The 12,712-nt window shown below is 71.9% G+C and carries 11 protein-coding genes; 4 read left to right on the forward strand and 7 right to left on the reverse strand.

Translation table 11 applies throughout. The features are described from left to right. The first annotated feature begins 21 nt into the window (after positions 1–21). The 3 genes from ACFWN1_RS26430 (at position 22) to ACFWN1_RS26440 (ending at position 4,191) form a co-directional block, all read left to right on the forward strand. A complete protein-coding gene (locus tag ACFWN1_RS26430; RefSeq protein WP_384366840.1) occupies positions 22–762 on the forward strand; it encodes a class I SAM-dependent DNA methyltransferase in 741 nt (246 codons plus the stop codon). Positions 763–1,093: 331 nt separating this feature from the next. After that, positions 1,094–2,314 (forward strand): metallophosphoesterase, encoded by a 1,221-nt coding sequence (locus ACFWN1_RS26435; RefSeq protein ID WP_384366843.1) that lies wholly within the window; start codon positions 1,094–1,096, stop codon positions 2,312–2,314. A gap of 104 nt (positions 2,315–2,418) precedes the next feature. Beyond that, complete coding sequence (locus tag ACFWN1_RS26440) at positions 2,419–4,191, forward strand: MOSC domain-containing protein (RefSeq protein ID WP_384366846.1); 1,773 nt, start codon at positions 2,419–2,421, stop codon at positions 4,189–4,191. A gap of 475 nt (positions 4,192–4,666) precedes the next feature. On the opposite strand, the gene ACFWN1_RS26445 is transcribed toward ACFWN1_RS26440, so the two are convergent. From ACFWN1_RS26445 to ACFWN1_RS26455, 3 genes are all read right to left on the reverse strand, one after another. After that, entirely contained in the window at positions 4,667–5,521 is an 855-nt protein-coding gene (locus ACFWN1_RS26445; RefSeq protein ID WP_384366849.1) for an NmrA/HSCARG family protein, read from the reverse strand. 112 nt (positions 5,522–5,633) lie between these two features. Then, entirely contained in the window at positions 5,634–6,830 is a 1,197-nt protein-coding gene (locus ACFWN1_RS26450) for a hypothetical protein (RefSeq protein ID WP_384366852.1), read from the reverse strand. A 380-nt stretch (positions 6,831–7,210) separates the two neighbouring features. Further along, a complete protein-coding gene (locus tag ACFWN1_RS26455; protein ID WP_384366855.1) occupies positions 7,211–7,873 on the reverse strand; it encodes a TetR/AcrR family transcriptional regulator in 663 nt (220 codons plus the stop codon). Positions 7,874–8,036: 163 nt separating this feature from the next. Here ACFWN1_RS26455 and ACFWN1_RS26460 point away from each other — a divergent pair, with 163 nt between their 5' ends. Next, positions 8,037–8,786, forward strand: coding sequence for an SDR family NAD(P)-dependent oxidoreductase (locus ACFWN1_RS26460; RefSeq protein ID WP_384366858.1), 750 nt, complete (start codon positions 8,037–8,039; stop codon positions 8,784–8,786). A 74-nt stretch (positions 8,787–8,860) separates the two neighbouring features. Here ACFWN1_RS26460 and ACFWN1_RS26465 read toward each other — a convergent pair whose 3' ends face one another. The 4 genes from ACFWN1_RS26465 to ACFWN1_RS26480 all read right to left on the reverse strand — a co-directional run. Further along, positions 8,861–9,025, reverse strand: a complete 165-nt coding sequence (locus ACFWN1_RS26465) for a hypothetical protein (protein WP_384366861.1) — start codon at positions 9,023–9,025, stop codon at positions 8,861–8,863. 53 nt (positions 9,026–9,078) lie between these two features. Continuing rightward, complete coding sequence (locus ACFWN1_RS26470; RefSeq protein WP_384366870.1) at positions 9,079–10,257, reverse strand: anhydro-N-acetylmuramic acid kinase; 1,179 nt, start codon at positions 10,255–10,257, stop codon at positions 9,079–9,081. Between the two features lie 122 nt (positions 10,258–10,379). Next, positions 10,380–11,957, reverse strand: coding sequence for a sodium:solute symporter (locus ACFWN1_RS26475; protein ID WP_384366864.1), 1,578 nt, complete (start codon positions 11,955–11,957; stop codon positions 10,380–10,382). Positions 11,958–11,965: 8 nt separating this feature from the next. After that, positions 11,966–12,712, reverse strand: a 747-nt coding sequence (locus ACFWN1_RS26480) for a BadF/BadG/BcrA/BcrD ATPase family protein (protein ID WP_384366867.1), incomplete at its 5' end; no start/stop codon positions are given.

Raw genomic sequence — 12,712 nt, forward strand, 5'->3', positions numbered from 1 at the left:
GTCCCGGCAGAGTGGCCCCCCATGACCAGCAGCGAACTGTGGAACCGTGACAGCGCCGAGCGCTACGACGCCGAGGAGACCGAGATGTCCTCGGCGGCGGTGCTCGGCCCCACCCTCGACTTCCTCGCCGAACTGGCCGGTACTGGAAGGGCGCTGGAGTTCGCGGTCGGCACCGGCCGAGTGGCCGTTCCGCTGCGGGAGCGGGGGGTGCCGGTGGCGGGCATCGAGTTCTCCGCGCACATGGCGGCGGTGCTGCGCCGGAAGGTGGACGAGGAGACGCTCCCGGTCGTCCTGGGAGACATGGCCACGACGCTGGTACCGGGCGAGTTCAGCCTGGTCTACCTCGTCTACAACACCATCTCCAACCTGCTCACGCAGGAGGAGCAGGTGGAGTGCTTCCGTAACGCGGCCCGGCATCTGGTACCCGGGGGGCGCTTCGTCATCGAGCTGGGTGTGCCCCCGCTGCGGCTGCTGCCGCCCACGCAGTTGGCGGTGCCGTTCGACATGTCGGCGGGACACATCGGCCTCGACACCTTCGACCTGGCGGACCAGATCCTGGTATCGCACCACCTCACGCGGGACGGCGAGGACGGCCGGTACCGCCGCTCGGCCTCCCGGCACCGCTATGCCTGGCCCGCGGAGCTGGACCTGATGGCGCGCATCGCGGGCCTGCGCCTGGAACGCCGCGTGGCGGACTGGACCGGGACCCCCTTCACGGACGCGTCGACCAACCACATCTCGGTCTGGCGCAAGCCGCTCTGACCCTCGGGACCTGTTCCAACCTGGTCCACTCCTGACAGACGCGGGGGGCATGACCCGACTGTCCCGCGCGGCACGCGGTGTCACCACCGCCGAAGCCGCACTGCTGACCGTGACCGCCGCCGATCCGCGTCCTCACCCGCCCAGCCCCCGTACCAGGCGCAGCGCCAACTGCTGCGCCGGGGCTACGGCTTGAACGTGTATGACTGTTACCGGCCGCAGCGCGCATTGGCCACCCCCGGAGGGCGGCCCATTTCGCGGCGGCGGACAATGGGGGCGGCGGACGATGGGGGCAGTGGCCCTGTCCGCCGGACAGCACTCAGGAAGGGGAAGCGTGACCGAGACCAGCAGCACCCGATCCGCCGCCGGTGACGCGGACGAGGCACCGCCGAGCCGACTACAGCGCCTGATGCGCTATCTCCCCCTGATCGCTCCCGTCCTGCTGTGGGCCGTGCCGTGCTGGGTCCTCCTGTTCACCGGCCAGCACTGGCCGCTCCCCGTGACCCTCACCGGTACCGCGCTGTTCGTGGTCGGCCTGTTCGGCATGCCGGCCGCGATGGCGCGCGGGCACGGCCGGCGCCAGCAGGACCGGGCGGCGATCGTCGGTGACACCCTGCTGGGCGGCGCCTGGGTCCTGTTCACCTGGTCCGTGCTGCTCGGCGTCCTGCTGCGGCCGGCCCTGACCGTGGCCGGCGTCGGTGACGGCCAGAGCCGGGCGCGCCTCGTCACCTGGGCGATCCTCGGGGTGACCGCCGTGCTGCTCGCCTGGGGGTACGCCGAGGCCCGACGCGTACCGCGCGTACGCCGGCTGGACGTGGAACTCCCCCGCCTCGGGGCCGGGTTGGACGGCACCCGGGTCGCCCTGATCACCGACACCCACTACGGCCCGCTCGACCGGGCCCGCTGGTCGGAACGGGTATGCGAGACGGTGAACACCCTGGAGGCCGACCTGGTCTGCCACACCGGCGACATCGCCGACGGCACGGCCGAACGCCGTCGCGCCCAGGCAGCCCCGCTGGGCACCGTGCGGGCGACCCGGGCCCGCGTCTACGTCACCGGCAACCACGAGTACTACAGCGAGGCCCAGGGCTGGGTCGACCTGATGGACGAGCTGGGCTGGGAGCCGCTGCGCAACCGCCATCTGCTGCTGGAGCGCGGGGGTGACACCCTGGTGGTGGCCGGGGTCGACGACGTCACCGCCGAGTCCTCCGGCCTGCCGGGCCACCGCGCGAACCTCGCCGACGCCCTGAACGGCGCCGACCCCGACCTCCCTGTCCTCCTCCTCGCCCACCAGCCCAAGTTCATCGACCGCGCGGCGGCCCGGGGCATCGATCTCCAGCTCTCCGGTCACACCCACGGCGGCCAGATCTGGCCCTTCCACCACCTGGTCCGCCTCGACCAGCCGGCCCTCGCCGGCCTCACCCACCACGGCACCCGCACCCTCCTCTACACGAGCCGTGGCACCGGCTTCTGGGGCCCGCCCTTCCGTGTCTTCGCCCCCAGCGAGATCACGCTGCTCGTCCTGCGCGCTCCGCGAGAGCCCGTCCCGTCGTAGAGATCCGCGGGTGCCCCTCTTGGAATGGCCCGCCGTGACCTGCGGCGCGATACTTGCCGGAGGATCTGTTTCCAGGAACGGCCGGGCGCGACGAGGTGGACGCGGTGGCGAGACTGGTGGCTGTCAACGTCGGGATGCCACGGGACGTACCGTGGCGCGGCAGGACCGTGCACACCGGCGTCTTCAAGCAGCCCGTCTCCGGGCCACGGATGGTGCGGCAGCTGAACATCGACGGGGACGGACAGGGCGATCTGGAGGGCCACGGCGGAGCAGAGCGGGCCGTGCTCGTCTATCAGACGGACTCCTACCGGTTCTGGTCCCAGCGGCTGGGACGGGACGACCTGGAACCGGGGAACTTCGGCGAGAACTTCACCGTGGACGGACTGGCGGACGACGAGGTCTGCGTCGGAGACCGGTACCGCGTCGGAGAGGCGCTGTTCGAAGTCACGCAACCCCGGGTGACGTGCTACCGGGTCGGGCTGCGCCTCGGGGAGCCGCGGATGGCCGCGCTGCTGGTGGCGGAGCACCGGCCGGGTTTCTATCTGCGCGTCGTCCAGGAGGGCCGCGTGCAGGCGGGCGAAGAGATCGTCAAGGTGTCCACGGGTCCCGAGGCCATGACGGTCGAGGAGATCGACGCGGTCCTCTACCTGCCGGGCCACACCATGGAGCAGGTGGAAAGGGCGTTGCGCATCCCCGCGCTGAGCCCCGGCTGGCACAGCTCGATGGAGGCGCTGCGGGAGCAGGCCGCGAACGGCGCGGTCGCGGGCACGGGCAGCGCGGGGCTGACGACGGCGGCCACCGGGCCACCGCCCGCCTGGGGCGGTTTCCGCGCCCTCGGCGTCGCCTCGGTCGAAGCGGAAAGCCGCGAGGTCGTCTCCCTGTCTCTTGCCTCCCCCGACGGCGCGGCCCTGCCCCGTCCGCTGCCGGGTCAGTATCTGACGGTGAGAGTGCGCGTCGACGGTGAGGACGCGCCGTTGATCCGTAACTACTCACTGTCCGGCGACCCCGGGGCGGATCGTTACCGCATCAGCGTCAAGCACGAGCCGCACGGGCAGGTGAGCCATCACCTGCACACGCGTGTGCGCGCCGGTGACGAACTGGACGTCGCGGCTCCGCGCGGCACCTTCACCCTGCCCGACGCGGACACCCCGGTCGTCCTCATGTCGGCGGGCGTCGGTGTCACGCCGGTGCTCGCCATGCTGCACGCCGTAGCGGCCCGTGGAGGAGAGCGCCGCGTCCAGTGGCTGCACGTGGCGCGCAGCCGCGCCGAGCACGCCTTCGCGGCGGAGGTGGCGGAGCTGATCGAGCGGCTGCCGAACGCCGAGTCCACGGTCTACTACAGCCGGCCCGGACAGGACGACGTGCCGGGAGTGGACTACACGGTCGCCGGCCGGCCGACCGCGCGGCACCTCCCAGGACTGGACGCGCCCGCGCAGGCGGACGCCTACCTCTGCGGGCCGGTCGCCTTCATGGAGGAGATGACGAAGGCCCTGGTCGAGGCCGGCCTCGCGCGGTCCCGTGTGCACATCGAGAACTTCGGCAGCGGCCCGTCCCTCACCCCCGGGATCAAGGGCGGCCCCCGAACCGCCGCGCCGCACCAGCCTCCGGGGCGCCCCGGCACGGGGCCCATGGTCTCGTTCGCCCGCGCGGGGCTCGCCCTGCCGTGGAACGACGAGCGGGAGTCGCTTCTCGAACTGGCCGAGGCGTGCGACGTCCCCGTGAGATGGTCCTGCCGGACCGGGGTGTGCCATACCTGCGAGCTGGCTCTGCTGTCCGGCACGGTGGACTACGCCCCCTCCCCCGTGGAACCCCCGGCGGACGGCAACATCCTCATCTGCTGCTCGAAGCCGACGGAGGACGTGGTGCTGGACGCGTAGTGGTCGGCACCCTGGGTGTCGCCGCTTCTTCGCGCGGGTCCGGGCCGACATCGCCGGGCTGGCCGACGGCTTGTTCGCCGCCGGGCCCGTCGCCGATCTGGTCGCGGGCCTGGCCCGGCCGCTGCCGATGCGTACCCTCTGCCGCCTTCTCGGGCTGCCCCTCGATCACCACGCACGGCTCGAGGACTGGGACGGGGCCTTCGCCACGGCCGTCGTACCGGGACTGCCTCCGGCTGTCCCGGTCGGTGTCGCCGAGCGGCTGGCCGCGTTCGAGGACTACGTCCGCACCGTTGTGCCCGGCGGTCTGCCCCTTGCTCCCGGACTGATCAGCGAACTGCTGAGCGGGTCGGTGGTCCGGCAGGCCGGTGACTGTGATCGTGCAGGGACCACGCCCCTGCCACGGCGACCGATCCCCGGAAAGGTCCAGCCCCGTGTGACACCTGCCGCTGACCGGGGTGGCGAACATCGCGGCGGCTCAGCCCGGCGACGTCCGCCACTCCTGCTCCCCGGCCCAGTCGGCGAACGACTCCCACGGGACGCCGGGAAACGCGTCGTGCAGCCCCGGGATGTCGACGGAGTAGCCCACGTCCGTCAGGAAGGTGAACATGGCTCCCATGTCGGGGCTCGCGCGTCGCACCTCCTCCAGCGGGACCTGGCGGAGGATGACATCGCTCCCGCTCTGCCGACCGATCGTCCGGGCCATCTCCGCGGGTGTCGGATCATCGCCGGCGACCTCGACACGCGCCCCGCGCCAGCCCTCCGGCGCGTTCAGAACCGCCGCGACGAGCTGCCCCAGGTTCCGCAGGGAGACCTGCTGGAGCCGAGTGTCCGGCGGCAGTGCGATCGACATGACTCCGGCGGCGATCTCCTCACGGCTGCCGAGCGCGTTCTCGAAGAAGTACGTCGGCGCGATCACGGTGAAGGGCACCCCGGAGGCGGCAAGCAACTGCTCCGTGCGGGCCTTGGTCTCGAAGTGCGGCACGCCGGTGTGCTGACCGGCGGACGCCACGGAGGCCATGACCAGGTGCGGGAGGGCGGTCCGCGCGGCGGCCTCCACGATGGCCGCACCCTGCTGCTTCTCGGCTTCCAGGCCCGGTCCGAACGGTGTGGTCACGGCGAAGGCGGCGTCCGCGCCCGAGAAGGCACCGACAAGGGAGTCCGGGTCCCCCAGGACGCCCCGCACGAGTTCCACCCCGGACTCGGCGAGTGACCTGGCTCGGGCGGCGTGGGGATCGCGCACCACGGCGCGCACGGGGCGGTCAGCCCGCCGCAGTGCGGCCAGGACGGCGCCACCCTGCCCTCCGGTGGCACCCAGTACGACGATCGTCATGGGTCAGCCCTCTCTTCGATGGGCACGCACCCCATTCTGGTGGCGCGACCGCCGCCCCGCCCGTCGAGACCCATGCCGTCGACGGGCGGAGGGAACCCGGTGTGCGGCTCGATCAGGACCGTACGGACGCTTTCTTGAGGAAGGACTTCCAGCCGCCCGCCGGGTGCTCTCCGACGTCCAGCGTGCGGAGTGCGTGCAGCACCTGCGGGCGCTGCACGTCGAGCCAGTCGGTGAACTGCCGGAACGAGACCAGCCGCACGTCCGCACCCTTCTCCCGCTGCTCCACCATGTGCGTGAGGGCCTTCTCGACGGCGTCCATGTAGATGCCGCCGTTCCACTCCTCGAAGTGGTTGCCGACGAAGAACGGCGCCCTGTTCGAGTGGAACGCCCGCTCGAAGCCTGCTATGTACGCCTGCGTGGCCTGCTCGCGCCAGCGCGGGTAGTTGGACGGCGGCGCCTTGGTCGACTTGACCGACTGGTTGGCGAGCATGTTGTAGTCCATGGACAGGACCTCGAAGGAGTGCCCGGGGAACGGGATCTTCTGGAGCGGCAGGTTCCACAGACCACCCCTCCTGCCGGGCCAGACCTGACGGCCGCCGGGCGAAGAGGCGTCGTAGCGCCAGCCCAGCTCGCGGGCGGCGGGCAGCAGGGCGTCCTGGCCGAGCAGGCAGGGCGTGCGGGCGCCGGTGAGCTCCTTCTCGTAGTCGAAGGGCAGGGGCGGCAGGTCGGCCCAGCCGGTGTTGGTGCGCCACTCCTTGACGAACCTCTTGGCCTGGTCGATCTCACTGCGCCACTGCCGGGCGTTCCAGTTGCCGACGCTGCCGTGACCGGTGCAGAAGTGCCCGTTGAAGTGGGTGCCGATCTCGTGGCCGTCCAGCCACGCCCGGCGGACGTTGGCCAGTGTGGCCTTGACGTGGGCGTCGGAGAGGTAGCCGATCTCGGAAGCGCCGCGCGGGTTGCCGGGGGGCTCGTACAGGCGCCGCTTCGACTCGGGGAGCAGATAGAGCCCGGAGAGGAAGAAGGTCATGCCGACGCTGTGCCTCTTCGCCAGGTCGAGGAAGCGCGGGAAGAGGCCGTTGCCGACCTCGCCGGCGCCGTCCCAGGAGAAGACGACGAACTGCGGCGGGGTCTGGCCCGGCTCCAGGGGCACGGGCCTGGCCGGCTGGTGGGGCTGCTTGCCGGTGTAGGCCGTGGAGCCGTCGCCGATCAGGCGGGCGGACGCCTTCGCTCCGCCCGCCGGCGCCTGCCGGGGGCCGGGGACGGAGGCGGGCGTGGAGCGGGAGGACGCCTGGGCGGCGGAGCTGGTCACTGCGGCGACGGCAGCCGCGCCTGCGCCGGCTTTGAGCATCTGTCTGCGAGAGAAAACGCGCATAGCAACCTCGTTGATCATGCCTTCGGCGGTGGCCCCCTCAGCCCGGAGGATACATAGGTTGAATGGGTGACTTCATGCCTCATCGAGGTAATTGGCGTCACTATGTCCACTGATCGCTCCCCCGCCGGGCGCGGCAGTGCGGGGCCAGCAGGCGGGCGTCGCTGCTCACGGACATCGCGGAGGAGGTCCGCGATCGACATGGCGGCGCGTTCGTCCCGTGCGTCACATCCGTGTCGGGCGATGCCCGGCGGACGATGCGGGCCGGGAACCTGACGCGGAACGCCACTCACCGGGCGGCGCGGGCCTCACCCCGTGCCCTACGGCTCGCCCCGTACTCCCCCGGGGCCTTCGCCATCGGAGGACGAGCCGGCGGGGCGATCAGTGCGGCCGGGGGGCCGAGGCAGGACATCGAGCGCCGTCCGGGCGATGTCCGTCAGCGTGTCCCCGTTCGCCCCGGCCTTACCCAGAGCTTCGACGCCGCGCAGGACGGCGAGCACCAGCGCGGCCAGCCTCCCGGGGCTGACGTCGTCGGCGAGATCACCGTTGCGCTGACACGCGGCGATGTCGTCCTCCAGCAACGCGCCCAGCGCGGTGATGGTCGTACGGGCTCGCTCGGCCACCGTCTCGTCGTGTTCGGTCAGCTCGGCCGCGCCCTTGGCCAGCAGACAGCCCCGGTGCGCCAGGTCGGAGGCGGTCGCCGCGGCCACCGCGTGGACGTAGGCGGACAGCCGGGCGAAGGCGTGTGCGTCGTCACCGTCCAGATCACGGCTCATGGCGTCGACGACGGACGTGCAGTAGTCGTCGAAGACACGGTGGAACAACTCCTGCTTGCCGCCGAACGCGCCGTACAGACTCCCCTTGCCGAGCCCCGTGGCCTCGGCGATGTCGTCCATGCGCGTCGCGGCGTAGCCCCCGGACCAGAACCGCTGCCGCGCGGCCTCCAGTACCTGTTCTTCGTCGAATTTGCGAGGTCGGGCCATGAGTGGATTCTACGCTTTTTTGACTGCCTGGTCCACAACGGCGGACGATTTGCTTGACTGGTTCGTCCATAACCGGTTAGCGTTATGGACGAACCAGTCCAGAACAGGCGTCGTCGCAGGTCACACCGATCACATCGACAGCCGGAAGAGTATGGGAGCAGTCATGTCCGGAGTCCTCAGCGGTAAGGTCGCGCTGGTCAGCGGCGGTACCCGCAGCATCGGTGAAGCGATCGTCAGGCGGCTGGCCGCCGACGGCGCGGACGTGGCGTTCAGCTACGCCCGGTCCGCGGACAAGGCCGAGTCCCTGGTCGGGGAACTGGAGAAGACCGGCGTCCGCGCCGCGGCCTTCCAGGCCGATCAAGGCGACCAGGCCGAGGTCAGGGAGCTGGTCCGGTCCGTGGTCGACCGCTTCGGCCGCCTGGACATCCTCGTCCTGAACGCCGCGGTCACCGTGGTGGGCACCGTCGGCGACCCCGACGCGGACGTCGCGGCCTTCGACCGTCAGCTCGATGTGAACTTCCGCGGTGTCGTGGCCGCGATCCGCGAGGCTGCCCAGGTCATGGGCGAGGGCGGCCGCATCGTCTCCATCGGCTCGGGCGTCGGCACCCGCACCGGGTTCGCCGGCATGAGCGACTACACGGCGACCAAGGCCGCCATCGCGGGGTACTCGCGCGGCGCCGCCCGTGACCTCGCCGCACGTGGCATCACCGTCAACGTGCTGCAGTCCGGGTTCGTCGCCACCGATGGCAACCCCGAGGACGGCCCGATGGCACCGGCCTTCACGGCCACCACCGCACTGGGCCGGTTCGGGCGGCCGGAGGAGATCGCCGCAGGCGTCGCCTTCCTGGTGCGACCTGACGCGAGCTACGTCACGGGCACCGTCCTGAACGTCGATGGCGGTTACGGCGCCTGACACCGGTCCGGAGAAGGCGACTTCGACCTCCTCGTCGTGGGCGGTGACCAGGCAGGCGAGACCCTCGCGATGGATCACGCGCGCAGCGGGCGCCCGCCCGGCGTGGTGGAACGGACGATGATCGGCGGCACCTGCGTCGATGTCGCCCGCATCCCGGCCGAGGCCCTGGTGACGAGCGCGCGGGCCGTGCGGACGCCGGAGCGGGGCGGAGTCCGGGCCCGGTTCGTCGCAGGGCGCACGGTCGAGGTCGCTCCGGCCGACCGGGGCACCCGGGTGCCGCGTGGCGCGGGTGTCAAGGGGCGGGCTGGACGACGCGCAGCAGGTGAGGCGGCCGCGTGGCCGGTTCGGGCAGCCGCAGCGGTGTCCGTCCCGGGGTGATGCTGCCCAGAAGGGTGGCCCGGCGTGCACCGGTGCCCGAGGGCAGCGTCCCGGGCAGCCCATGGGCCGTGAGGAAGCCGAGGACGGCGAAGGCGAGGGCCTCCTTGGCATCCGAGGGCAGGCCCAGTTCGTCACTGAGCCGTACCGGAACGCCCGGCAGTTCCTCGGCGATCATGCGCATGAGCACCGGGTTGCGGGTGCCGCCGCCGGAGGCGACGAGTTCGGTGACCCCGTGGGCGCGGCACGCGTCGGCCACGGTGACGGCGGTGAGCCGGGCCAGGGTGGTCACGATGTCGTCCGGGCGAGCCGCCGGCAGCGCCGCGAGTGCCCGCCGCAGATAGGGCAGGTGGAAGTGTTCCTTGCCGGTGCTCTTGGGGGCCGGCCTGCGGTAGTAGGGGTCTTCCCGCAGGGCGCGCAGCAGTTCGGGCACCGTACGGCCGGCGGCAGCGCGGCGTCCGTCCCGGTCGTAGGCGGCGGCGCCCCTGGTGAAGTACCGCACCGCCGCGTCCATCAGGGCGTTGGCGGGTCCGGTGTGGAACGCGAGCGGATCGGCGCCGGGTGCGAGAACCGTGATGTTGGCGATCCCGCCGAGGTTGAGCGCGGCCGGCGTGCCGGGCAGGGCACGCAGCAGGAGCGTGTCGGTCATGGCGACCAGCGGGGCTCCCTGCCCACCCGCCGCCACGTCCCTGCCGCGCAGGTCGGAGACGACCGGGAGGCCGGTGGCTTCGGCGATCCAGGCGGGCTGGCCAAGTTGGAGGGTGCCGCGCACGATGCCGTCCTCCACCCAGTGATGCATGGTCTGGCCGTGCGACACCACCAGATCGGCCGTGCCGTCGCACAGCTCTCGCAGCGCGCGTCCGGCGGCGCGGGCGAAGGTCTGACCGATGCCGGTGTCCAGGGAGCAGACGGCCTGCGTGGTCGTCGCGGCCGGTGGCATGGTGGCGTCGATCAGGTTCTTCAGCTCGTCCGGATACGGGAGGGAGAGGTGTCCGAGAGGCCGCAGGAGAAGCGCGTCGCCCCTCAGGGCGAGATCCGCGGCGGCTGCTTCGACGGCATCGTACGAAGTGCCCGACATGAGGCCGATGACGCGCAGAGCGCCTTCCGGTGTGCGGTCGGCCGTGCCGGGGGCGGTCGGCGGCGGGTGCGGCATGGCTCCTCCGAGGGTGCGGGACGTGCGGGGCCGTGCGGCGACCCCGCTCCGGGGTGCTTCGCGGGTCACTCCGGGCCGGCGGCCGCGGTGACGCGGTCGGCGCCGGAACCTGCCCGGCCGTCATCCCCGTCCGCCGAGGTCGCGGCGGGCTCGGGCGGGCGGTGCGACAGGCTCGTCAGCCCGCCGACGACCAGGGTGACCAGGACGCCGACGGGCACGAGCCACTGGGCGGCGATGGCGGTGGGCACGGTGGTGCCAGCCACGGTCACGTCGATCTTGACGCTGCGCACGACGTAGGTCATCACGGCGATCGTCACCAGGAAGGCGATGACGGAGTCGGTCTCGTCGGCCCGCCGGACGAGACGGCCGAGCAGGAACGCGCCGAGCAGCGCACCGTAGGTGTAGCCCGCGATCGTCAGACCCGTGAGGTAGACGTTGCCCGTACTGGTGCTGAAGGCGCAGGCGAAGACGGCCATGAGCACCGCCCACACCAGCGTCATCAGCCGGACGAGCCTGAGGAGGAACTCCTCGGAGGGTGTGGCGCGGAAGAAGCTGTGGATGATGTCGGCGACCGTCGAGTTCGACATGGAGTTCAGTGCCGAGGACAGCGAGCCCATGGCGGCACCGAGGATGCCCGCCACGAGCAGTCCGGAGATCACCACCGGAAGCCCGTGCAGGATGAAGTGCGGGTAGAGGTTGTCGGAGCTGGCCAGGCCCAGTGCCTCGAAGTCCTTCCCCTGGTTGTACGACCACAGCAGCGCGCCGACGAGCGAGAAGGCGGCGAACTGGACGGTCACGAAGACACCGGAGGCGATCATGGCCTTCTGGCCGTCACGCAGGGAGCGGGTGGTGAGGATGCGCTGCACGATCAGCTGGTCGGAGCCGTGGCTGGCCATGGCGAAGATGGCGCCGCCGATGATCGCGGTGGGCAGGGCGAACGGGCTGGTGAGGATGTGCGCCGGGTCGAAGTCGGTGTCGAAGAGCGTGAAGTGTCCCGAGTCGATGGCGCGCGAGTAGCCGTCGGCGCCGACGTGGCCGGACAGCACGGCGATGGCGAGGATCGCACCGCCGAGGTACAGGCCCATCTGGATGGCGTCGGTCCAGATGACGGCCTTGATGCCACCGAGGTACGTGTAGACGACGGTGATCAGGGTGAGCACGATGATGACGGCCCGGTAGCTAGCGTGCACCCCGAACTCGTCGAGCAGCAGCTTGATGGGGATCGAGGAGGCGAACAGCCGGACGCCTTCGGCCAGGAGCCGGGTGAGGACGAACGTCACCGAGGCCAGCCCCCGCAGCCCGAGGCCGAACCTGCTGCCCAGGTACTGGTAGGCGCTGACGAAGCCGCCGCGCTTGTACAGCGGGATCAGAGCGGTGGCCACGACGATGCGGCCCATGACGTAACCGAGGGCCAGTTCGACGTTCCCGAAGCCCTGTCCGCCGTACGCGCCGCCGGGCACGCTGATGACGGTGAGCACGCTGGTCTCGGTCGCCACCACGGAGAAGGAGACGGTCCACCACGGCATGTGGCCCTCGCCGACGAAGTAGTCCTTCGCCGTCTTCTGCCGCCCGGCCAGGCGCAGTCCGATCACGGCGATCGCCACCAGATAGACGACGATCACCACGAGGTCGAGTTGGCGCACGCTCTCTCCTAAGCAAGGGCCGGGGGGATCGCCGGCGAGGTGGGAGCGGTGAGGGGGGAAGCCGGCCGGCGTACCCGTACGACGTGAGGTTCGAGCGGTGTACGCGCGTCCAGGGACAGCAGGCGCGCGCCGTCCAGCGGGTCGCCCAGCGGGGCGCGCAGGTGGAGGGGGCGCGGGGAGCCGTCGAGCGCCGACCGCAAGGGCGTGAGGAGCGGTTCACCCAGTCCGGTGAGGCCGCCGGTGATGGTGGCGGACAGGGTGTCCCCGCCGATCCGGCGGGCGGCGGCGAGCATGGTATCCGCGAGGGCCGTGGCCGCGTCCCGGACGATCCGCGAGGCCGCGCCGTCCCCCGCTGCCGCCAGGCGTGCGACGTCGGGGGCGAAGGACGCGGCGTCGCGAGCCGGGTTGCCGTCGCGGCCGATCGCCAGAGGCATCCGGTCCGGATCGCCGAAGCGCTCGACGGCGGCGGACAGCAGCGCGGTGTCCGGGCCGCGCCCGTCATGGGCCCGCAGTGCGGCCCGCAGTCCGGCGGCACCGATCCAGGCGCCGCCGCCCTCGTCGCCGAGCCAGGGGCCCCACCCGTCGACACGGGCGTACGAGCCGTCGTCCCCGATGCCGACGGCGACGGAGCCCGTGCCCGCCGCGAGGACCACACCGGCGGCTCCGCCGAGGGCGCCGGCGTGGGCGGTGACGGCGTCGCTGGTGACGGCCAGCTCGTCCGTCGGCAGGTCCTCCAGGAGGAGAAGCGCCAGGGC

The organism is Streptomyces sp. NPDC058459 (genome assembly GCF_042721685.1).
GTDB lineage: Bacteria > Actinomycetota > Actinomycetes > Streptomycetales > Streptomycetaceae > Streptomyces.

Coding starts and splice junctions, on each gene's coding strand:
- ACFWN1_RS26455 (WP_384366855.1), bottom strand. CDS start 7,873: ATGGCCCGACCTCGCAAATTCGACGAAGAACAGGTACTGGAGGCCGCG.
- ACFWN1_RS26460 (WP_384366858.1), top strand. CDS start 8,037: ATGTCCGGAGTCCTCAGCGGTAAGGTCGCGCTGGTCAGCGGCGGTACC.
- ACFWN1_RS26430 (WP_384366840.1), top strand. CDS start 22: ATGACCAGCAGCGAACTGTGGAACCGTGACAGCGCCGAGCGCTACGAC.
- ACFWN1_RS26445 (WP_384366849.1), bottom strand. CDS start 5,521: ATGACGATCGTCGTACTGGGTGCCACCGGAGGGCAGGGTGGCGCCGTC.